Source organism: Desulfonatronum zhilinae (assembly GCF_900182865.1).
GTDB classification, from domain to species: domain Bacteria; phylum Desulfobacterota; class Desulfovibrionia; order Desulfovibrionales; family Desulfonatronaceae; genus Desulfonatronum; species Desulfonatronum lacustre.
Genome location: NZ_FXUJ01000018.1, coordinates 34709 through 54767, shown reverse-complemented (window position 1 = coordinate 54767; position 20059 = coordinate 34709). Strand labels below are relative to the sequence as shown.

At 61.7% G+C, this 20059-nt stretch carries 20 protein-coding genes; 9 read left to right on the top strand and 11 right to left on the bottom strand.

Annotation, left to right across the window (positions count from 1 at the left end):
* Positions 1 to 36 precede the first annotated feature (36 nt).
* The 3 genes from AC559A_RS14040 to AC559A_RS14030 all read right to left on the bottom strand — a co-directional run bounded on the left by AC559A_RS14040 (position 37) and on the right by AC559A_RS14030 (position 3660).
* Positions 37 to 717, bottom strand: coding sequence for a DUF1007 family protein (locus AC559A_RS14040; RefSeq protein WP_169732579.1), 681 nt, complete (start codon positions 715 to 717; stop codon positions 37 to 39).
* A 137-nt stretch (positions 718 to 854) separates the two neighbouring features.
* Complete coding sequence (locus AC559A_RS14035; RefSeq protein WP_498818387.1) at positions 855 to 2270, bottom strand: M16 family metallopeptidase; 1416 nt, start codon at positions 2268 to 2270, stop codon at positions 855 to 857.
* Entirely contained in the window at positions 2251 to 3660 is a 1410-nt protein-coding gene (locus AC559A_RS14030) for a M16 family metallopeptidase (protein ID WP_498818386.1), read from the bottom strand. Before AC559A_RS14030 ends, AC559A_RS14035 begins: the two co-directional genes overlap by 20 nt.
* Before the next feature lie 337 nt (positions 3661 to 3997).
* Between AC559A_RS14030 and AC559A_RS14025 the strand changes: the two genes are divergently transcribed.
* From AC559A_RS14025 to AC559A_RS14005, 5 genes are all read left to right on the top strand, one after another.
* On the top strand, positions 3998 to 5125 hold the full coding sequence (locus AC559A_RS14025) for a branched-chain amino acid ABC transporter substrate-binding protein (RefSeq protein ID WP_498818385.1): 1128 nt from the start codon (positions 3998 to 4000) through the stop codon (positions 5123 to 5125).
* A 101-nt stretch (positions 5126 to 5226) separates the two neighbouring features.
* Positions 5227 to 6132 carry a branched-chain amino acid ABC transporter permease gene (locus AC559A_RS14020; protein WP_028571121.1) on the top strand — a complete coding sequence of 302 codons (906 nt, stop codon included), beginning with the start codon at positions 5227 to 5229 and terminating at the stop codon, positions 6130 to 6132.
* The gene (locus AC559A_RS14015; RefSeq protein ID WP_028571122.1) at positions 6129 to 7088 is read left to right on the top strand and encodes a branched-chain amino acid ABC transporter permease; all 960 of its coding nucleotides are present in this window, start codon (positions 6129 to 6131) and stop codon (positions 7086 to 7088) included. Before AC559A_RS14020 ends, AC559A_RS14015 begins: the two co-directional genes overlap by 4 nt.
* Complete coding sequence (locus AC559A_RS14010; RefSeq protein WP_028571123.1) at positions 7085 to 7873, top strand: ABC transporter ATP-binding protein; 789 nt, start codon at positions 7085 to 7087, stop codon at positions 7871 to 7873. The genes AC559A_RS14015 and AC559A_RS14010 overlap by 4 nt, the downstream gene beginning before the upstream one ends.
* A 2-nt stretch (positions 7874 to 7875) precedes the next feature.
* Positions 7876 to 8589: an ABC transporter ATP-binding protein gene (locus AC559A_RS14005; RefSeq protein ID WP_498818384.1), complete on the top strand. Its 714-nt coding sequence runs from the start codon at positions 7876 to 7878 to the stop codon at positions 8587 to 8589.
* A gap of 12 nt (positions 8590 to 8601) precedes the next feature.
* Here the strand turns inward: AC559A_RS14005 and AC559A_RS14000 are convergent, their stop codons facing one another.
* The 4 genes from AC559A_RS14000 to AC559A_RS13985 all read right to left on the bottom strand — a co-directional run bounded on the left by AC559A_RS14000 (position 8602) and on the right by AC559A_RS13985 (position 12258).
* Positions 8602 to 9486 carry an amino acid ABC transporter permease gene (locus AC559A_RS14000; RefSeq protein ID WP_498818383.1) on the bottom strand — a complete coding sequence of 295 codons (885 nt, stop codon included), beginning with the start codon at positions 9484 to 9486 and terminating at the stop codon, positions 8602 to 8604.
* A 76-nt stretch (positions 9487 to 9562) separates the two neighbouring features.
* Positions 9563 to 10405: a transporter substrate-binding domain-containing protein gene (locus AC559A_RS13995; RefSeq protein ID WP_028571126.1), complete on the bottom strand. Its 843-nt coding sequence runs from the start codon at positions 10403 to 10405 to the stop codon at positions 9563 to 9565.
* Positions 10402 to 11193 (bottom strand): amino acid ABC transporter ATP-binding protein, encoded by a 792-nt coding sequence (locus AC559A_RS13990; protein ID WP_211239076.1) that lies wholly within the window; start codon positions 11191 to 11193, stop codon positions 10402 to 10404. Before AC559A_RS13990 ends, AC559A_RS13995 begins: the two co-directional genes overlap by 4 nt.
* 252 nt (positions 11194 to 11445) lie before the next feature.
* The gene (locus AC559A_RS13985) at positions 11446 to 12258 is read right to left on the bottom strand and encodes an amino acid ABC transporter permease (RefSeq protein ID WP_498818382.1); all 813 of its coding nucleotides are present in this window, start codon (positions 12256 to 12258) and stop codon (positions 11446 to 11448) included.
* 485 nt (positions 12259 to 12743) lie between these two features.
* Here AC559A_RS13985 and AC559A_RS13980 point away from each other — a divergent pair, with 485 nt between their 5' ends.
* Both AC559A_RS13980 and AC559A_RS13975 read left to right on the top strand, forming a co-directional pair.
* On the top strand, positions 12744 to 13010 hold the full coding sequence (locus AC559A_RS13980) for a ribbon-helix-helix domain-containing protein (protein WP_498818381.1): 267 nt from the start codon (positions 12744 to 12746) through the stop codon (positions 13008 to 13010).
* The gene (locus AC559A_RS13975; RefSeq protein ID WP_498818380.1) at positions 12991 to 13323 is read left to right on the top strand and encodes a type II toxin-antitoxin system RelE family toxin; all 333 of its coding nucleotides are present in this window, start codon (positions 12991 to 12993) and stop codon (positions 13321 to 13323) included. Before AC559A_RS13980 ends, AC559A_RS13975 begins: the two co-directional genes overlap by 20 nt.
* Before the next feature lie 32 nt (positions 13324 to 13355).
* Here AC559A_RS13975 and yihA read toward each other — a convergent pair whose 3' ends face one another.
* Positions 13356 to 14000 carry a ribosome biogenesis GTP-binding protein YihA/YsxC gene (yihA, locus tag AC559A_RS13970; protein WP_051434277.1) on the bottom strand — a complete coding sequence of 215 codons (645 nt, stop codon included), beginning with the start codon at positions 13998 to 14000 and terminating at the stop codon, positions 13356 to 13358.
* A 107-nt stretch (positions 14001 to 14107) separates the two neighbouring features.
* Between yihA and AC559A_RS13965 the strand changes: the two genes are divergently transcribed.
* Positions 14108 to 14887 (top strand): hypothetical protein, encoded by a 780-nt coding sequence (locus tag AC559A_RS13965; RefSeq protein WP_498818379.1) that lies wholly within the window; start codon positions 14108 to 14110, stop codon positions 14885 to 14887.
* A gap of 28 nt (positions 14888 to 14915) precedes the next feature.
* On the opposite strand, the gene AC559A_RS13960 is transcribed toward AC559A_RS13965, so the two are convergent.
* On the bottom strand, positions 14916 to 15413 hold the full coding sequence (locus AC559A_RS13960; RefSeq protein ID WP_498818378.1) for an acyl-CoA thioesterase: 498 nt from the start codon (positions 15411 to 15413) through the stop codon (positions 14916 to 14918).
* An 80-nt stretch (positions 15414 to 15493) separates the two neighbouring features.
* Here AC559A_RS13960 and lgt point away from each other — a divergent pair, with 80 nt between their 5' ends.
* Positions 15494 to 16312, top strand: coding sequence for a prolipoprotein diacylglyceryl transferase (gene lgt, locus AC559A_RS13955; RefSeq protein ID WP_028571133.1), 819 nt, complete (start codon positions 15494 to 15496; stop codon positions 16310 to 16312).
* Positions 16313 to 16441: 129 nt separating this feature from the next.
* Here lgt and argJ read toward each other — a convergent pair whose 3' ends face one another.
* A complete protein-coding gene (gene argJ, locus AC559A_RS13950; RefSeq protein ID WP_498818377.1) occupies positions 16442 to 17632 on the bottom strand; it encodes a bifunctional glutamate N-acetyltransferase/amino-acid acetyltransferase ArgJ in 1191 nt (396 codons plus the stop codon).
* Positions 17629 to 19530 carry a sensor histidine kinase gene (locus AC559A_RS13945; RefSeq protein ID WP_498818376.1) on the bottom strand — a complete coding sequence of 634 codons (1902 nt, stop codon included), beginning with the start codon at positions 19528 to 19530 and terminating at the stop codon, positions 17629 to 17631. The genes argJ and AC559A_RS13945 overlap by 4 nt, the downstream gene beginning before the upstream one ends.
* Positions 19531 to 20059 lie beyond the last annotated feature (529 nt).

Genomic DNA, 20059 nt, shown 5'->3' with positions numbered 1-20059 from the left:
CGGCGACGCGGCAATTGGGAGTTTTTCAACGGACTGTCAGGACGATTTCTGGAACTCCAGGGTGAGATGCCTGGGCTCCCAAGCCCCGCCCCAGAAGGAAAAGGCCTCGCTGCTGTGAAACGCGGAGCGGACCGAGACGTGCTCTTTGCCGCTGACGGACAGTCCGTCCGTCTCCAGCCCGAGGTCCACGAAGTATTCCATGTCCGCCACCAGCAGGTGCACGATTTTCGGCTCCGCGCCGACCGGAACGGGACAGGGGATGAAAAAGTCGTAGACCACCTGGTGGCCCTGGATGGAGGCCCGGAAGTCCGTGACCGAGGCCACGTGGAAAGGGGAGTCGTTGACCTTGATCTGGATGAAGTAGTCGTATTCGCTCAGATACTCGAACGCTCCCCGGCGGACCTCTTCGATCTCCTCGTCCGAAAAGACGCCGTTTCCGTCCGCGTCGAACATGTCCATGATCTGGCTGCTGAACATTTCGTCAAAGGTCCAACGGTGCTGAAATCCGACCAGCCCCGTGGCGTCGAACCGGGCCTCAATGGCGTAATCCACCCAGACGTGCGGATGGGCCCGGGCCGGTTGCGCGGTCATGAAGAGCAACGTGGTCACGGCCAGAAAAAAGAGGCTGGTCCGGCGAAGCCGATGCATGGCGTTGGTCCTTGTTCGTAACTGCTCAAATGCGGCAAGCATGGCCTGGATGCCCGCCTTCGCGGGCATGACGAGTTTGAGAAGCGTGCCAATCGAAGTCATTCCCGCAGAGGTGGAATCCAGATGCAAGGCAACCTTCAGGCAGTGCCCGACTTTTTTAAGTAGTTATCTTTGTTCTTTTTTGAGACAAGCGTGGCTAAAACGGGTTAGCTTTCCTCGAACGGTTTCCCTGAACGGTTATCCGGATGCTCATCCCGAAGTTCGTCCAATATGCCATCCGGCCCACCCACGACCACCGTGACCATCCGGTCCGCCATCAGCCGACGGGCCAGGGCGTCTCCGGCGTCTTCCCGGGTGACCCGCGCGACGTGGTCGGTGTACGTGGTCAGGTAGTCCGGCGCAAGGTCGTAAAACCCGATCATCCCCAGGGTCGCCGCGATGTCGCTGTTGGAGGCCAAGCCCAAGGGGAAGCGGCCGATGATGTTGTCCTTGGAAGCGGCCAGCTCCTCTTCGGTCACGCCCTCGTTGATGAAGACGGCCAGGGCGTCGCGAAGCACCGACAGGGCCTCGGCGGCGTGATGGACTCCGGTCTGCATGGTGATCAGGAACGGGCCTTCCGCGGCCATGGGCTGAATGTGGCTGGAAACGGAGTAGGCCAGCCCGCGTTCGGTGCGGACATCCTGAAAGAGCCGGGAGGTGAACCCGCCGCCTCCGAAAACGTGGTTGGCCACGCTCAGGGGAAAACGGTCCGGGTCGTCCAGGCGCAGGAGTGGCCCGCCCATGAAAATATGAGCCTGCTCCGAGGGAAAGGGAATGTGCTCCAGGATCGGTTCGGACGGCAATTCCGGTGAGGGTAGGGCCGAGGGCCGCTCGCCCTGGGGCAGGGTTGCGGCGATGCGTCGGCTCAATGCTTGCGCGGCGTCCAAGGACAGGTCGCCGGTCAGGGCCAGAACGGCGTTTTGCGCGGTGTAGTGATGTTGGTAAAAAAACTGGATCAGCGTTTTTTCCAGGGTGGGGACGCTTTGTTCCGTCCCCAGCGGATGGGCGGCGTAGGGATGATCGCCGTAGGCCAGCCGGTAGAACTCCCTGGCAGCGACGGCCCCGGGCTCCTGGCGCTCCCGCTGCAGGGCTTGCAGGGTCTGGCGGCGAGCCCTGGCCAGGTCGTCCTCGGGAAAGGCCGGGTCCGCGAGCAGGGAAACAAGGGTCGCCACGGCGGTTTCCATCCAGTCCGGCTCGGTCAGGGTGCGCAGATGGACGATGGCCATGTCCCGAGCCGCGCTGGTGCTGAACTGAGCCCCAACGGACTCGAAGCGCTCGGCCACGGTGTCCGCGTCCAGCTTCGGCGTGCCGAAGGCCAGGGCCAGGTTGGTCATCCGGGCCAACCCGCCATGTTCGCCGTCCCGGGCCGAACCGGCGTCGAAGACCAGCCGGATGTCCAGCATGGGCAGGGCCGGGGCCGGAGCGAAGAGCACGCGCAGCCCGTTGGACGTGGTCCAGGTTTCAAAATCAGCGGCCCGGGCCGGGGTTGTCGGCCCGCAAAGGAAACCGAGCAGCACCAGCAGGGCAAGGGCGGCCGGGCCGACGGAAGGCTGGAAAACGAGATTAGTGGTCGGACGGTTCATGTTGGGGTCCTTGGCGGTTTGGGGAGGTGGAGCCGTTTGCTCCGGGCATGGGCAACGGGTCCAGGATGGCCACGGTGCGGGTGTCCGGGATCAGGTAGGTCCGGGCGACGCGTTGGACGTCCTCGGCGGTCACGGCCCGGATGCGTTCGGCGTATTCCTCGCCGACCCGCCATCCCAGGCCGATGGTTTCCAGCATGCCCAGTTCGAAGGCCCGGGCGTTCAGGGAATCCTGGCGATAGACTTCCGATGCGATGACCTGGGCCTGGACCCGCTGCAGTTCGGCTTCGTCCACGGGGATTTCGATCAGCCGCCGGATCTGATCCAGCAGGGCCTGCTCCAGGGTTTCGATGTCGGATTGTGACGACGGGGCCGCGGAAAGGGTGAACAGGGTTTCCAACCGACTGTAGCCGCCGTACCCGGCCCCGGCTCCCAGGGCCAGTTCCCGTCCGCGAACCAGTTCGCGATCCAGGCGGGAGGAGCGCCCGGAGCCGAGGACGCCGGCCGCGACCATCAGGGCGTAGGCGTCGTCCGGGGCGGTGTCAGCGGCCAGAAGCGTCGGAATGCTCGGAACTTTCCAACCCATGATCAGGTGGGGCAGCTCCGCTGGAACCCGCAGGACGACCCTACGTTCGCCCCGCTGGGGAACCTCGGTCCGGGGCTTGATTTCCGGCAAGGGGCTGGCGGGAATGGGGCCGTAATGGCGTTGGGCCGCCTCGATCACCTCGCCCGGGTCCACGTCGCCCACCACCACGACCACGGCGTTGTTGGGCGCGTACCAGGCGTCGTACCAGGCCTGAACGTCCTCCAAAGCATAGTTCTCGATGTCGGTCATCCAGCCGATCACCCCGTGGCCATAGGGGCTGTTCAGAAACGCCGCGGCCATGAATTGTTCGTGCAGCAGGGCGGTGGGACGGTCGTCCCGGGTCAATCGGCGTTCCTCGACAACCACGTCCCGTTCCGGCTGGAACTGTTCCTCTGTCAGGCGCAGGGCGTGCATCCGCTCGGCCTCCATGGCCATGGCCGTTTCCCAATGCGCGCTGCCCAGAACCTGAAAGTAGGCCGTGAAGTCCGGGCCGGTGAAGGCGTTCTGGTTGCCGCCGAGGCGGGCGATGATCCGGGTGAACTCGCCGGGCGGGTAGGCTTCACTGCCTCGAAACATCATGTGTTCAAGCATGTGGGAGATCCCGGTGATGCCGCTCTGCTCGCTCCTGGATCCGACGTCGTACCAGATTTGGTTGGTGACCACCGGTGCGCGGGGATCCGGCAGCACCAGGACGGTCAACCCGTTCTCCAGACGGTGTTCCACGACGTCGGCCTGAGTCTGGGCCGAGACAGATAGCGACAGGAGCAAGAACCAGCAAATCAGAATCAACGTTTTGAATTTCAGCATGATGAGAATTTTAACCAGATTGTTGAAATGGGTGGGACGACGAATTGATTCAAAAAATGAACATTCCGGGCGGGGTTGGCAAGGGGAGGGGAAGACCGGATTTGATTGTGCTGCAATGACGAAGAGTTAGTTCATGCTTGGTTCGATAAATTATCTCAGGCCTGTTTATCTTGCAAGGTTGTTGATTTTCCACGTTTTTCACCGTATGAATCCCGATCGGTTTCAGTCTGGGCAACGGACGTTTCGGTCCTCTGCCTGGAGCTGGTTCAAAGCGTATGAGGAAAATTTTACGCGAACGAGGTGTGGTTAACCCTTTTCCCTGCAAGGAGGCACTTGCATGAAAAAACGACTGTTGTTGACTGTATTGGCGGGACTGCTGGCGTTGCCCCTGTTGATCGGCCAGGCTCACGCCCAGATCCGGATCGGTCTGATGGCGCCCTTGACCGGCTCCTGGGCCAGTGAAGGTCAGGCCATGAAGCAGATCGTGGATCTGCTGGCCGAAGAACTGAACAACGCCGGCGGCGTATTGGGGCAGAAGGTGGAGATCGTGGCCGAGGACGACGCCGGGGATCCGCGCACCGCGGCTTTGGCGGCCCAGCGGCTGTCCACCCGGGGCATCGTCGCCGTCATCGGGACCTACGGCTCCTCCATCACCGAGGCCAGCCAGAACATCTACGACGAAAACAAGATCGTCCAGGTGGCCACGGGGTCCACGGCCATTCGGCTGAGCGAAAAGGGTCTGCGCTACTTCTTCCGGACCTCCCCTCGGGACGACGAACAGGGGCTGGTGGCGGCCAACACCTTGAAGGACATGGAGTTCGGCAAGGTGGCCATCCTGCATGACAACACCACCTACGCCAAGGGCTTGGCCGACGAGGCTCAGTCATTGCTCAAGGATAGCGATGTGGAGATCGTCTTCTTCGATGCCCTGACTCCCGGCGAGCGGGATTACAGCGCCATCCTCTCCCAGTTGCGCAACCGCGCTCCCGAAGTCGTGCTCTTTACCGGCTACTTCCCTGAAGCCGGACTGTTGCTGCGTCAAAAGAAAGGCATGGGCTGGGACGTGCCCTTCATCGGCGGCGACGCCACCAATAATCCGGACCTGGTGAGCATCGCCGGGAAGGAAGCCGCCGAGGGCTTCATGTTCCTCAGCCCGCCCGTGCCCCAGGACTTGGGTTCTCCTGAGGCCACCTCGTTCATGGCCGCCTACCGGGCCAAGTACAATGATGATCCCGCCTCGGTCTGGGCCGTGCTGGCCGGCGACGCGTTCAACGTCATCGTGGCCGCCATCGAGGGGTCCGGCTCCACCGAACCGGACAAGATCGCCGAATACCTGCGCACCGGCCTGACCGACTTCGAAGGTCTGACCGGCGCCATCGCCTTTGACGACAAGGGCGACCGGGTGGGCGAATTGTACCGCGTGTATAAGGTTGACGGCGAAGGCCGGTTCATCCTGCAACCGTAAACATCGACGATTCCAGGGGCGGGTGTGAAACCCGCCCCTGCTCATGATGGATGTCCGGACGATCCATCGTCCCCATCCGACCACCATCCCAAGGACATGGCATGCAACTTTTTCTCGAACAATTGACCAACGGGCTGGCCGTGGGCGGGATCTACGCCCTGATCGCCCTGGGCTACACCATGGTTTACGGCGTGCTCAAGTTGATCAACTTTGCTCACGGCGACCTTTTCACCATCGGCGCTTTTCTCGGTCTGACCCTGCTTTTGTCCCTGGGGCTGACCGATCATATCGGCCCGGTGGCCGGGATTTTGGTGCTGGTGTTGATGGTCATGGGGCTGGTGGCCGTGATCGGCGCGTTGCTGGAACGAACGGCTTATCGCCCGTTGCGCACCTCGCCCAGGCTGTCCGCGGTGGTTTCCGCGCTGGGCGCGTCCATTTTTTTTCAAAACGCGATCATGCTCATCTATGGGGCCAGATTCCGGGTCTATCCCCACGACCTGCTGCCCACCACGGCGATTTCCCTGTTCGGAGTGGACATCCCGGTAATGCGCATTGTTCTTTTCGCCGCCTCCCTGGTGATGATGGCCGGGCTCTATTATTTCGTGCAGCGGACCAAGACCGGCACGGCCATCCGGGCCGCGGCCATTGATCAGGGCGCGGCGAAACTGATGGGCATCGACGTGAACCGGGTGATTATGTACGTTTTTCTGATCGGTCCGGCCCTGGGCGGAGCCGCCGGGATGATGGTCGGCCTGTACTACGGCCAGATCAACTTCACCATGGGCTGGGTCTACGGCCTGAAGGCCTTTACCGCGGCCATTCTCGGCGGCATCGGGAACATTCCCGGAGCCATGCTCGGCGGTCTGCTGTTGGGGGTGATCGAGGCCATGGGCGCGACCTACATCTCCCTGGCCTGGAAGGACGCCATTTCCTTCATGGTTCTGATCCTGATCCTGATCTTCCGGCCCACGGGAATTCTGGGCGAACGCGTGGCGGATAAAGTATGAAACCGGCGACCATCATCAACGTTGTCGTTGTGGCGGCCCTGCTCGTGGCCCCGTATTGGCTGAACGCCTACTGGGTGGACGTGCTCAATTCCATCGGCATCTACGCGGTGCTGGCTTTGAGCCTGAACATCATCCTGGGTTACGCCGGCCTGTTCCACATGGGCCATGCAGCGTTCTTCGCCATGGGCACCTATACGACGGCCATCCTGAACACCCAGTTCGGGATTCCGGTGCTCTGGCTGATGCCTCTTTCCGGGATGGTCGCCGGGTTCTTCGCCCTGCTGGTGGCCAGGCCGATCATCCATTTGCGCGGGGACTACCTGCTCATCGTGACCATCGGCATCGTGGAGATCGTGCGCATTGCACTGGTGAACAACGTCTTCGGGATCACCGGCGGGTCCAACGGGATCTTCGGGATCAGCCGACCGGTTTTGTTCGGCCATGTGATCCGTACGCCTCATGATTTTTATTACCTGATCTTCGCTTTTGCCGCGATCACTGTATTTTTCTTTTTGCGCCTGGAGAACTCCCGTTTTGGTCGAGCTCTGAACTACATCCGCGAGGACGACGTGGCCGCGGAGGGCAGCGGGATCGACGCGGCGCACTACAAGCTGGTGGCCTTTGTTCTGGGCGCGTTCTGGGCCGGGATGGCCGGGACCATCTTCGCGGCCAAGATGACCATCGTCTCGCCCCAGTCCTTCACCTTTTGGGAATCCGTGGTCATGTTCACCATCGTCATCCTGGGCGGGTCCGGGAACATTCGCGGCGTGATCCTGGGCGCCTTTCTGATCGTCGGCCTGCCGGAGGTGTTTCGGGAGTTCGCCGGGGCGCGGATGCTTATTTTCGGCGCGGCCATGATCCTGATGATGATCTTCCGGCCCAAGGGCATTCTTCCTCCTCCGCCCCGGACCTTCAATCTGGACTTTCTGTCCTCGGCCCGGGGAGGTGGGAAATGAACGCTTCTCCGCTTTTGCGACTGACCAGTCTGACCAAGTCCTTTGGCGGGGTCATGGCCGTGAACCAAGTCAGTTTTGACGTGGACCACGGCTCCATCGTCGGCTTGATCGGCCCCAACGGCGCGGGCAAGACCACGGTGTTCAACCTGATCACCGGCAACTATCGTCCGGACTCCGGCGAGATCCTCTTTGACGGCCGGAACATCGTGAACATGCGTACCAATCGGATCGTCTCCCTGGGCATTGCCCGGACCTTTCAGACCATCCGCTTGTTCCAGAACATGAGCGCCCTGGAAAACGTCCTGGCCGGGTGCCATTGCCGGATGCGCTCCGGCGTGGTCGGGGCCATGCTCCGGCTGCCCTGGCAGAAGCGGGAGGAGCGCGAGGCCCTGGAGATCGCGGTGAACGAACTGGAGTTCGTCGGCCTGCGGCCCCACCTTGACCAGGCGGCCCGGAACCTGTCCTACGGCAACCAGCGCCTTCTGGAAATCGCCCGGGCCCTGGCCACCAAGCCGCGCTTCCTGATTCTGGACGAACCGGCCGGGGGCATGAACGACTATGAAACCCAGGTCCTGGTCGATTTGATTTCCCAGGTCCGGGAGCGGGGGATCACCGTACTGCTCATCGAGCACGATATGAATCTGGTGATGCAAATTTGCGAAAAGTTGGTGGTGTTGGAGTACGGCATCATGATCGCCCAGGGCACTCCGGCGGAAATCCAGAAGGACCAACGGGTCATCGACGCCTACCTGGGGGCCCCGGACGAAGATGATGAGGACTTTTGATCATGTTGCTGCGCATTGAAAATCTGGAAGTGAAATACGGCAACGTGCAGGTGTTGCACGGGTTGAACCTGAACGTGGCCCAAGGCGAGATCGTGACCATCCTCGGGGCCAACGGCGCGGGCAAGTCCACCACCCTGATGACCATCAGCGGCCTGGTCAAGCCGTCCGGCGGGGGGATTTTCCTGGAAGACAAGCCCCTGCACAAACTGGAAGCTCACGACATCGTCAAGCTGGGCCTGGCCCAGGTCCCGGAGGGCCGGAGAGTCTTCGGCACCCTGAGCGTGAGAGAGAACCTGCACCTGGGCGCCTTTACCGCCACGGACCAGGCCCAGATCCGCAAGAACCTGGATTGGGTCTACGAGATGTTTCCCATCCTGCACAAACGCCGCAGCCAGCTTGCCGGAACCCTCAGCGGCGGAGAACAGCAGATGCTGGCCATCGGCCGCGGCCTGATGGCCAGCCCCAAGATCCTGCTCCTGGACGAACCCAGCCTGGGCTTGGCCCCGATCCTGGTCAAATCCATCTTTGCCACGGTCAGGGAAATCAACAAGTCCGGCGTGACCATCGTCCTGGTGGAACAAAACGCCCGCCTGGCCCTGAAACTGGCCGACCGGGGCTACGTTCTGGAACTGGGCAAAATCGTGCTCGAAGACTCGGCCAAAGCCCTGCTGGCCAACCCGGAAGTGCAGAACGCGTATCTGGGGGGAGTGGGGTAGCCGCCTTTTTCCTCACCCGTACGCCCGGCGCAGGCGGCGTTCCACGCGGCCGGCGAGGGTGGAGAAGGTGAGGGTCAGGAGGAGGTAGAGCACGGTGATGGTGATCATGATCTCGAAGGTCATGTAGGTGGAGGCCATCAGTTCCAGGCCCTGGAAGGTCAGTTCCTGGACGCTGATCACCGAGACGATGGCCGTGTCCTTGATGGTGGCGATGAACTGGCCGGACAGCGGGGGGACGATCCGGGAGACCGCCTGGGGCAGGATGACGTGACGCATCTGCTGCCAGGGGGAGAGGCCCAGGGCGTAGGCGGCCTCGCGCTGGCCCCGCTCGATGGACTGGATTCCGGACCGGACATGCTCGGTGATGTAGGCCCCTTGATAGACAGCCAGGGTGAGCAGGGCGGCCAGGAAATTGGACATCCGGTCCACGGGCACGGCCATCCAGGTCAATAATTCCTTGCCCCAATCCGGCAGGTTGCGGAGCATCACTTCCACGCCCAGCAAGGTTATCAGTTGATCTGCCAGGAAAAAATAGAAAATGAAGATCAGAACCAGGGGCGGAATGTTGCGGACCACCTCCACATAGGTCCAGCCGACCATCCTGGGGAACAGGGACTTGCCGCATCGGGCCAGCCCCATGATCACGCCGATCACCGTGGCCAGGAGCATGGTCCAGATGCTCAGGCGGATCGTGGTCAGCAACCCCTGGGTGATCAAACCGGGCACCCAGCGGCCGGCCGCTTCATCCCAACGCAGCAGGTAATTGGCCAGCAAATGCCAGCGCCACTGGTAATCCAGGGTGGCGTGGACGCGCCAGAGGAAAATCGCGGCAAAGGCGACGATCGCCAGAATCAGGACGGCGTCCAGGGTGGTGAAGCGGGTCCGCTTGGAAGGCATGGAGATGGTGTTTGTGCTGAGAGGGTTCGGCTGGGCAACATCCGTCGCCCAGCCGATACGTGGTTGCGCTGGTCGGTTATTCCACCTGGTCCTTCCAGTCCATGGTCGTGAACCAGTAGGCGTAGCGGTCCTGGATCCAGCCTTCGCCGGTGACCTGGAGGATCCAGCTGTTCACGTAGTTGAGCAGATCCGGATCGCCCTTGCGCATGGCGATGCCGATGGGCTCGTTGGTCAGGTTCCCTTCGACGGGTAAAAACAGTCGGTCCGGGTTCTTGATGGCCTCCTGGGAGGGCAGGGGGGCGTTGCCGATCAGAGCGTGGGCCCGACCCATGAGCAGTTCCTGGACGGCCTGGGGCTCCTTGTCGAAATATTTGCGTTGGGCCTTGGGAAAGAGATTTTCCGCGGCGCGCTGTGCCGTGGTCCCGGTGCGGGTGACGATGGTCACCTCGGGCTTGTTGAAGTCCTCCAGGGTGGTGAAGCCCGCGGCCTTTTCCTTGTGGGCCACCAGGGCCTGGCCGGTGAAGTAGTAGGGCATGCTGAAGTAGACCTGCTGGGCCCGATCCGCCCGGATGCTCATCCCGCCGATGAGCAGGTCGAACTTGCCGGTGAGCAGGGCCGGGATGATCCCCCGCCACGCCGTGGGCACCAGTTCGACGCGTACGCCGAGGTCTTCGGCGAAACGTTTGGCCACGTCGATCTCGAAGCCGATGAATTCCCCGGTCTTGTCCTGCATGGCCCAGGGCACGAAGGTGTCGAAGCCCACCCGCAACGCCCCGCGCTCCATGATGCCGGTCAGGGTGCTTTCCCTGGTGATCTGCTGGCTGATGTTCTGGGCCTGGGCCAGGGCGGCGACCAGCAGAATCAGGCCGACCGCCAGGGCCGCCAGACTGCTAAGGGCGAGTTTGCGTGTCGTGTTCATTTGTGCTCCTTTGAGTTGAGGTTTGATCCGGGCGACCCGGTGATTGAGCCTGGGACCGGTCCGCACAGAATTTGGCCGAGAAAGTCGCGGGTGCGCTCTTGTCTCGGGTTGTTGAAAAAGTCGTCGCTGGAGGCTTCCTCCAGGAGTCGCCCGTCTTCCATGAAGATCACTCGGTCACCGGCTTCACGGGCAAAGCCCATTTCATGGGTGACCACGACCATGGTCATGCCGTCCCGGGCCAGGCCCTTCATCACCTCCAGGACTTCGCCGATGGTTTCCGGGTCCAGGGCGCTGGTGGCCTCGTCAAAAAGCATCACCTTGGGATGCATGGCCAGGGCTCGAGCAATGGCCACGCGCTGCTGCTGACCGCCGGAAAGCTGGGCCGGATAGGCCCGGGCCTTGTCCGTCAGGCCGACCCGTGCGAGCAGGGCCATGGTGGCTTCCTCGGCCTCTTTCCGGGATTTGCCCCGGACCTGCTCCTGGGCCAGGTTGATGTTTTGGAGCACGGTCATATGCGGAAACAGGTTGAAGGACTGGAAGACCATGCCCACCTCGGTTCGGATGGTCAGCCGGTTTCGGGGATCGTCGTCCAAAGGCACGCCGTCGATGACGATTTCCCCGGAATCAATCTCCTCCAGGCCGTTCAGGCAGCGCAGCAGGGTGGACTTGCCCGAGCCGGACGGCCCGATGATCACAACCACCTCCTTTTGCCGTACGGACAGCGAAACATGATCCAGGGCGCGCAACCCTCCGGGATACGTCTTGACGATCTCCCGCACGGAGATGATTTCCGGGCCGAGGCGGACGTTTTCGCGTGTTGGTGCTTGTCGGGCTTCGATCATGGCGGGGATTGCGGTCATGCGGATGCTCTGGTTTTTTGGGTTCACGGTTTAACGGTTGCGGTCGCGGATGGTTTCAGGGAGTTATTTTTCTGACTTCTGACTTCTGACTTCTGACTTCTGACTTCTGACTTCTGACTTCTGACTTCTGACTTCTGACTTCTGACTTCTGACTTCTGACTTCTGACTCCTGCCCCCCCCTCATTCCGCCGTGCGCATCCGTTTGCCCAACTCCGCCACGAGCATGGACAGGGGGAAGGTGACGGCCAAATAGATGGCCGCCACGGTGAACCAGACCTCGAAGACCATGAAGGTGTCCGAGGAAACAATGTTGCCTTGCTGGGTCAGCTCATAGATGGCTATGGTGCTGGCCAGGGAGGAGTCCTTGATCAGGGTTACGCCCACGCCGGTCAGGGGAGGCAGGATGCGCCGGACGGCCTGTGGGACGATCACCTTGCGATAGGTGTCCAATTTGGACAGCCCCAGACTATGGGCGGCCTCCCACTGGCCTTTGTGGATGGAAACGATTCCGGCCCGGAAGATTTCCGAGGCGTAGGCCCCTTCGAACAGGGACAGGGCCAGGACGGCGGAGCCGAAGGCGCCTAGGCCGAAGACCGGGCCGATGACGTAGTAGATGAAGAAAATCTGGGTCAGCAGCGGGGTGTTGCGGATGAATTCCACGTAGCCCTTGGCCACGAGCCGGGCCGTGAACGAGTCGGAAAGCCGGAAGATCGCCGCGGTCAGTCCGAAGATCATGGCCAGGATCAGGCTCAGCCCGGAAATCTTGAAGGTCACGATCAGCCCCTGCAGCAGAGGCCCGAGCACCCAGCCGTCCTCGGTGAATTGCATCAGGTAGCGGGGCATGCGGTACCACTTCCAGTGATAGCCCATGCCTTGTTCGCCGCTGGCGATGAACCAGGCCACCGCGCCCAGGAACAGGCCGTAAAGCAGGAAGTCCCGGTAGTGGGCGGCCAGAAATCCAGATCGTGTGGCGGCCTTGGTTTGGAGGGTCACGGCGCGACCTCGGTGAATGTGGTCGAAACGGGGAAGAATGCGCTGCGGCGTGGTGAAGAGAGGCGGCGGGGAGCGGGGGAAGCAAAGAAAAGAACGGGAGGCAAGGGCGGACGGAGCGGGGCGAAGCACGTTCTCACCGGACAACCTCCGGGGCCGAAGAACACCTCGGAAAGTCGGCGCGACCTGGAGGGCCGTCGGATTGGATTGGAGTCGCCCAAAGCGCGGGCTTGGGCGCGGGGCTGGCGAGCGACACTATGCATGACGCTCATACCGTAGGTTTCGGGGGTGAGGTTGTCAAATACGTCTGTTCGGATCAAGATACTAGGCGGACATTTCTCCAAGCATGGGAAACAGATGACGAACGGGACCGGGTTCGCCTGGGCCGCAGCCTCGAGGGTGTTTGACGATGAGTTGCTCAATAATCTATCAAATCGTTTTACGAAGCAGGGAAAACGTATTCATAATCGTACCAAGGAGCTTGTGTGATGCGGGATATCGCGCTGTTGCGAAAAAAGCAGGTCGGACTGCGGTTGCCTGTGTATCTTGTCGATGAAATTGACGATTTATCACGAATGCATGACTTGAACCGCAGCGAGGTCATCACCGAGGCCATCCGGAGCTACGTGGAAGAGCAGAAGGCTCAGCGGCTCCATATTGAGTTCGACCAGGCCGTCAAGGAGTTGAAATTGGCGATTCAAGAGGGCGGAACCACTACGCTGAGCGAGCTGATCCATGAGCTTGAAGATATTTAGCCTGCCCAGCTTTGCAAGAGATGTCAAAAGGCTGCATAAGAAATACAAAAAATTGCCAGAGGACCTGAAGCGCCTTCAGGACACCTTGACGAACGATCCTCGGGCCGGGATCGCCCTTACCGCCTCATTGCACAAACTTCGCCTTTCCAACTCTTCGACGGCCACGGGGAAAAGCGGGGGATTTCGGGTTATTTACTACTATATCGACCGTCGGGGGCACCTGTATCTTCTCAAGCTGTATTCAAAGACGGAGGTGGCCGGCATCAGTGAGGACACGTTGAAGGCCATTCTTCAGGAGAATGGGTTGGCGTAGCATCTTCCGCGTTGCCTGGTTCGACAAGTCCGTCATTGCGCCTCAAGCTCGGGCAAAGGGTGGTCTTGGGAAGAGATCAGCAGCCGGATCTGTTCCCAGAGCGTTTCCCGGCCCTGGCGGGTCTTGGCGGAAAAGAAGACCGGGGCGGCTTCCGGACCCAGCAGCTCTATCCAGGCGCGCTTGGCGGCGGCGATTTCGCGCTGGGAGCACTTGTCCGCTTTGGTGAGCACGGGCAGGAGGGGTAGGCCCTGCTCCAGGGCCATGCCCGCCATTTCCTTGTCCGGGGCTTGGGGCGGCAGGCGGCTGTCCAGAACCAGGATCAGCCCCACCAGGCCCTTGTTGCTGGTCAAAAAGCGCCGCATCAAATTGCCCCAGGCGTTGCGCTCGCTTTTCGGGCGTTTGGCGTAGCCGTATCCGGGCAGGTCCACCAGGTAGTAGTGCTCCGGATGGACCAGATAGTAATTCAGGCTGCGGGTTTTGCCCGGAACCGAGCTGGTCTTGGCCAGGTTTTTTCGATTGGCCAGACAGTTCAACAGGGAGGATTTGCCCACGTTGGAGCGTCCGGCCAGGGCGATTTGCGGAACGGTGATCCGTTCCATCTGGTCCAGGGTATAAATGGTTTTTTCCAGGCTGACGCTGGAGGATTGTGGCGCTTGAGGGAGTTCCGGGCTTGTCATCGGGCGATTCCTGTACCATGATGCGGGGTTGAGGTGATAAGCGACGACGGTTCGCCGTCTCCTGTCTCCCCTACCCGTGGAAGATCAACTCTGCAAGGAGAAGTCTCGTGAAGTCGATCATCGTGCTGTTCCTTGGATTCCTTCAGGTCGTCCTGCTGTGCGCCTGTGCGCCCCGGGGCGCCGACCAGGGCTGGAAGTTTGCCGAGGAAGCCCCAACCGCGTTGTATCAGGAAACGGAGATCACGGTGTCCATTGTACCGGATCCGGTCATGGAATACGACGGAATGTGCGAGAAGCTGAGGACCGCGTCCCGGGAACAGGGCGTGGAGGAATTGTTGCACATGTACGTCACCCAGGCGATGTTGCTGCGCCCTTCGGCGCTCCCCATGACACTTCCCTCGAACGAGAGCGGAAACGCCGAGTTTCTGGAGGGCAGTCCAGAAATAGAGATCGCCGCTGCAAGCAATGAATCAAGTTGCGACCCTTGGCTGGACAGCGTCACGGGAATGGTTTTGCAGCGAACGGCCTTCTTTTCCACCCTGGTTCCGGAGCGACGCCTGGGAGGAGTGATCGACGCCCTGCAGGAAGACCAAACCATGGGGGGGATGCTTTCCAAGGCCTATGTTTCCTTGTGGGGCCCGCCCCAGGGGCAGGCGCCGATCCCGGTGCTCATCGTCCAGCGTTCCAGCGGCCTGGAGCAAGGTATGGTCCAGGTCATCGGGGCCGGATTGATTACGCAGACCACGGACACGACGAGCCAGATGCGCATTCTGGAGTCCACCCGGGAGATATTTCCGGGCGATCTGTTCTTCCAGCTTCAGGTCAGGGCCGAAGGGTTGCCCATGGAAGGCGATCTGTTGCCGCTGGGGCCGACCATGGACGAGTAGGCGTACAGGTGTCCGGACCCTCCTCCCGCTACTCTTGAAACGAGGAGTCGACGGCCCGTTCCCTGTTCTTTTCAGCCAGCCGCATTGCCCGGCGAACCTTGGCCTCTTCGAAACGGTGAATTTCATCCGGCGTGGTGGGGTGGTAGGGCCGGGCCGGGGTGGGGCGGCCTTTTTTGTCCAGGGCCACGAAAGTCAGATAGGCCGAGGCGGTGTGCCGGATTTCCCCGGTCAGGAGGTTTTCCGCCTCCACCCGAACCCCGACTTCGATGGACGTCCGGCCCACCAGGTTGACGCTGGCCTTGAGCATGAGCAGGTCGCCGACATAGGCCGGATGGTGAAAATCCAGCCGGTCGATGGACGCGGTCACGGCGTTGCCCCGGACGTGCCGGATGGCTACGATGCCCGCGGCGGTGTCGATATGCTTCATGATGATTCCGCCGTGGATGCTGCCGTACGGGTTCGCGTCCTGAGGCAGCATCTGTACGGCCATGGTCAGGGACGTGTCTGAAGTGCAGGTGGTTTGCATGGTGGCTCCGTGTCGCCGAGGTGAGTTCGAGATGGATTTTTCCCGTTGCCTCAAAACGTATCAACAAAAGGTTTTATCGCGTGTACCACCCGAATATTGATCCCGTGGCTTTCGCCCTTGGACCGCTGGAGGTCCGATGGTACGGCCTGATGTATCTGATCGGCTTTCTGGCGGCCTGGCTGCTGGGGCATCTGCGGGCCAAGCGGCCGGGGTCCGGTTGGAATCCCCAGGAACTGCCGGACCTGATCACCTATTGCGCCTTGGGGCTCTTACTGGGTGCACGGCTAGGGTACGTGCTGTTCTACGACTTCGCAACATTCATCGACCATCCCCTGGAAATCCTGAAGATATGGAAGGGCGGGATGTCCTTTCACGGCGGCCTGTTGGGCGTGATGCTGGCCATCTGGCTCTACGCCCTGCGCAGCCGACGGAGTTTTTTTCAGGTGGCCGATTTCGTGGCTCCGCTGGCGCCCATCGGGATCTGCGCCGGGCGGATCGGCAATTTCATCAACGGCGAGCTCTGGGGCCGGGCCACGGACGCCCCGTGGGGCATGATCTTCGCCGACCCGAACGCCGGATTCATTCCCCGGCACCCGTCCCAGTTGTACCAGGCCTTTCTGGAAGGCCTGGTCCTCTTCGCTTTGCTTTGGTCCTTCTCGGCCAAACCCCGCCCAACCATGGCCGTTTCCGGATTGTTCGCCCTGCTCTACGGCGTGTTCCGCTTCAGCGTGGAATTCTTCCGCGAACCGGACGCCCACCTCGGCTTTGTCGCCTTTGACTGGATGAGCATGGGCCAGGTTCTTTCCCTGCCCATGATCGCGTTGGGGGGGGTGTTGCTTTGGCTGGCGGGGAGGCGGAAGGAAGAGGTCAGGAGTCAGAAGCCAGGAGTCAGGAGATAGAAGCCGGAGCATCGACGAACGGTGTAGGGTTGGTTGGCGATCTGAAAACATTCTTATCGTGCCCGTGCCCAACCGCTTGCGGTTGGGCACGGGCACGTTTTTTTTGGTCCTGAAACGAAGAGAAACGCTTCACGTCCGATATTTCGCGTTGATCCGGATGTACTCCTCGGTCAGGTCCGAGGCCAGGAGGGTGTAGCGGCCCTGGCCCTGGCCCAAGGTGATGTCCATGTGGACGTCCTGACGGCAAAGGGCCGCGGCCAGGAGATTGTCCCAGTCCATTGGGACCGGGGTTCCCTGGTGGAAGATGGTTTGTCCGGCCAGGGCCACGCTGACGTGGTCGGGGTTGAATTCGGCTCCGCTGCGGCCCAGGGCGGCCACGATCCGGCCCCAGTTGGGGTCCTGGCCGTACATCGCGGTTTTGACCAGCGGGGAGTGGCCCACGGCTCGGGCTGCCAGTTCGGCCTGGCGGGTGCTTTTGGCCCCGCTGACCCGGATGTGGATCACCTTGGTCCCGCCTTCGGCGTCCTGGACGATCAGGCCGGCCAGTTCCGCGCACACTTCGGCCAGGGTCTTGGCCAGCGCGGCCAGTTCCTTTTTTCCCCGCACCACTCCGGCCCGTCCGTTGGCCAGGGCCAGGACGCAGTCGTTGGTGCTGGTGTCCCCGTCCACGGTGATCCGGTTGAAGCTGTGCTCCACGGCCGTGGACACGGCTTCCCGCCACCAGTCTTGATCCACTCCCGCGTCGCAGATGATGAAGCCGAGCATGGTGGCCATGTTCGGGCAGATCATGCCCGCGCCCTTGGCCATGCCCAGAAGCCGGACCTCTCCGGTCTCCAGGGACAGGGTGCGCCAGGTCAGTTTGGGGTACTTGTCCGTGGTCATGATCGCCCGGGCTGCGTCAAGAGCCGTGGCCCGTCCCAGGCTTTCACCCAGGGCCGGCAGGGCCTGCTTCCAGCGTTCCAGCTTGATCCGGTCGCCGATTACCCCGGTGGAGGCGGGGAGGATTTCCTCCGGTGACAGTCCGAGGGCTTCGGCGGTCATGGCCAGGGCGTCCTGGCAGTCCGCCAGCCCCTGTTCCCCGGTGCAGGCGTTGGCCTGTCCGGCGTTGACCGCCACGGCCCGGACCGGACGGTCCGGAGAGCCGGAGGCCAACAATTCCTTGACCACCAACACCGGCGCGGCCTGGAACAGGTTGCGGGTCAGCGTGGCGGCCCAGACGCAGGGCGCGTCGCTGCGGATCACGGTCAGGTCGTTGCGCTGGGCGTATTTGAAGCCGGCTTCGGCCACGGCGAAATCAAATCCTCGAGGGACGGGAATCATGCGGGTTCTCCTGAAGGCGAGGTTGAGGTGGATGAGTCGGAGTCGGTCGGACTATGATCCGGTGATGTCTGGTCCGGTGGTGGCTGGGTTGGGCCGCTCAAGGGCAGGCGGACGGTGAATCGCGCCCCTTGATCCGGGGCGGACCAGACCGTGATCTCGCCGCCGTGGTCCTGGACCAGTTTGTAGCTCACGGCCAGCCCCAGGCCGGTGCCTTTGGCCTTGGTGCTGAAGAAGGGGTGGAAGAGTTTTTTCATGATTTCTTCCGGGATGCCCCGACCGGTGTCCTTGATCTCGATCCGGACGAAATCAGCGTCCTGGCCGGTGCTGATGAACAGTTCTCCGCCGTCGGGCATGGCTTCCAGGGCGTTTTTGGTCAGGTTGATCAGCACCTGTTTGATCTGATTGGGGTCCACCAAGCAGGCTGGCAGCTCCGGGTCCAAGGCCAGCCGGGCGGTCACGCCTTGGGCAGCGGCTTGCTCTTGGAACAGATCGGCCACTTGCCGGACCAATTCGTTGAGCGTGGTTTCGGTCAGGGAAGGCCTGGGTGGGCGGGTGAAATCGCGTACTTCCACGAGCAGATGCTCCAGCCGCTTGGCCTCCCCGGCGATGATTCCCAGCTTTTCAACGCGCGGATCGTCTTCGGACAAGGTGCGTCGGACCTGCTGGGCGAATCCGCCCATGAGCAGCAAGGGATTCTTGATCTCATGAGAGAGATGGGCCGCGGCTTCGCCAATGGCGGCGAAGCGCTCCGAGAGCATCAGTTTTTCCTGGGTTTGCAGCAGCTGGTCCATGCTTTGGCGGACCTTGTCCCGTTCCCTGCGCAATTCCGTTTCCGAGCGCCGGAGGTGCTCGGTTTTAGCGTCCACTTCCCGTTTCAAGGTTTCTGACCAGCGCAGGGCGATGAACAGGAACGCGGCGGCGAAGAACACGGCCAGTAAAAACAGTCCGACCATCAACCATTGCCGCGCCACCACCGGCTGCATCAAACCATAGACCTCGGTGTCCGGAGCGGCCAGTCCCACGGACCAGAAGCGGCGCTCTCCGTCGAGCCCTGGGGGCAGAGCCACGGGGCTGAAGGCCAGGAGCTTGCGCATTTCCCCGCTCACGTCCCAGTGCCAGCCCGAAATGTACCAGTCCGTGCCTTCCTCGCCGGCAAGCAGACGGGTTCGTACCAATTGGTTGATTCGTTCGTAGGAAATGTCCGGGTTTCGAGCTTGGCGGATCGTATAGGAGCTTTGGCCGCGAAAGTCGCTTTCCACATGGAACAGGAAGTCGCCCTGGTGGTCGATGACCCAGGCGTATCCGGTCTTTCCGGAGCGGACGCCCGCGGCGTATCGCGCGGCCACGGCCTGGAGATCCAAAAGAAAAAACAAGACCTCGGGGCGTTCGGGCCTCGAAGGAAGGAGCAGGGGGGCCACGAAGCGTCCGACAAATGGACCGGAGGCGAGGGCGAGGGGAGTTCCGAGCATGGCCTGGTTCGGATCCCGATCGGTGGAAAGCCGGGCCGCGTCTCGGCTGATGCCGGCCGAAAGTTCCGAGGCTGGAACGTCTTCTCGGGGTGAGAAAAGCATGGTTCCAGGTTCAAGGGCGCCTTTGTCCGGGGTCGCCAGCCCGATCCCCAACACTCCCCATTCCTCGAAAAAGGAGAGGTAGTGATCCAGTCCGGCTTGATCCAGGGCCGGGCGACGTTCCGCGAGAAGCCGAAGGCCTTGCTCCAGAAGCTGGAAATTCGTCTGAATGTCCTTGGCGATCTGTCGGGTCAGCCCGAGTTGTTGCTCGTTGAACTGGCTGGAGACGAGTTTTTCCAGTTCGGTGTCCGCCCGCAGGGCCAACCCGAAAACGGCCAGTACAATGGCGATGCAGGAAAGGACGAGGCCGGTCAGGAAGCGTTTGCGCATGGGGTGACGAGGCTGGTTGGTGAATTGGGTGGCGTCCCCGAACCATTCGCTGATTACGCCTTTGACCCTGGGAATTCAAGGCGTTTGGTGGGCGAATCAGACTTTCAACGCATGTACGGTATCAAGAACCTCTTTTTGCAACCAAAAAAGTCCTGTCCCTGAAAGCCGTCAATTTCCGGCAAAGCCTTCGACCCCGCGGGCCGATCTGCTCATGCGAACCCCGGAATTGCTCAACGAGCTAGATCAAGCTGATCCAGGCCGCAGAAATCGAAGGCAACCCGGCCCTGGAGCAGATCCAGGCCAGGGGGCTACAGCGAGAAGTACCTGGGCCGACCCGGGATGACCGTCCACGAGCTGGGCCTGGTTTTCAGCAAGGCCGAGCGCAATGTGATTGCGTTGGATGGGAGGGAGGTCGAAGAGGCCGATAGGTCAGTCTGAAGGCGATCCTGGCGGCAAGCACCGGAAAGACGGAAAAGGGCGGCAACAACGCGGCATAACGTTTAGCCGTTGTTTTTTGGTTCCGGATTGA

Bases quoted from the DNA above. Each gene is read 5' to 3' on its own strand.
- AC559A_RS13995 (WP_028571126.1), bottom strand. From the start codon at position 10,405: ATGAACACGACACGCAAACTCGCCCTTAGCAGTCTGGCGGCCCTGGCG.
- AC559A_RS14040 (WP_169732579.1), bottom strand. From the start codon at position 717: ATGCCCGCGAAGGCGGGCATCCAGGCCATGCTTGCCGCATTTGAGCAG.
- yihA (WP_051434277.1), bottom strand. From the start codon at position 14,000: ATGACAAGCCCGGAACTCCCTCAAGCGCCACAATCCTCCAGCGTCAGC.
- AC559A_RS13945 (WP_498818376.1), bottom strand. From the start codon at position 19,530: ATGCGCAAACGCTTCCTGACCGGCCTCGTCCTTTCCTGCATCGCCATT.
- AC559A_RS13960 (WP_498818378.1), bottom strand. From the start codon at position 15,413: ATGCAAACCACCTGCACTTCAGACACGTCCCTGACCATGGCCGTACAG.
- AC559A_RS13975 (WP_498818380.1), top strand. From the start codon at position 12,991: ATGAGCTTGAAGATATTTAGCCTGCCCAGCTTTGCAAGAGATGTCAAA.
- AC559A_RS13980 (WP_498818381.1), top strand. From the start codon at position 12,744: ATGCGGGATATCGCGCTGTTGCGAAAAAAGCAGGTCGGACTGCGGTTG.
- AC559A_RS14035 (WP_498818387.1), bottom strand. From the start codon at position 2,270: ATGAACCGTCCGACCACTAATCTCGTTTTCCAGCCTTCCGTCGGCCCG.
- argJ (WP_498818377.1), bottom strand. From the start codon at position 17,632: ATGATTCCCGTCCCTCGAGGATTTGATTTCGCCGTGGCCGAAGCCGGC.
- AC559A_RS14010 (WP_028571123.1), top strand. From the start codon at position 7,085: ATGAACGCTTCTCCGCTTTTGCGACTGACCAGTCTGACCAAGTCCTTT.
- AC559A_RS14025 (WP_498818385.1), top strand. From the start codon at position 3,998: ATGAAAAAACGACTGTTGTTGACTGTATTGGCGGGACTGCTGGCGTTG.
- AC559A_RS14000 (WP_498818383.1), bottom strand. From the start codon at position 9,486: ATGCCTTCCAAGCGGACCCGCTTCACCACCCTGGACGCCGTCCTGATT.
- AC559A_RS14015 (WP_028571122.1), top strand. From the start codon at position 6,129: ATGAAACCGGCGACCATCATCAACGTTGTCGTTGTGGCGGCCCTGCTC.
- AC559A_RS14030 (WP_498818386.1), bottom strand. From the start codon at position 3,660: ATGCTGAAATTCAAAACGTTGATTCTGATTTGCTGGTTCTTGCTCCTG.
- AC559A_RS14005 (WP_498818384.1), top strand. From the start codon at position 7,876: ATGTTGCTGCGCATTGAAAATCTGGAAGTGAAATACGGCAACGTGCAG.
- AC559A_RS14020 (WP_028571121.1), top strand. From the start codon at position 5,227: ATGCAACTTTTTCTCGAACAATTGACCAACGGGCTGGCCGTGGGCGGG.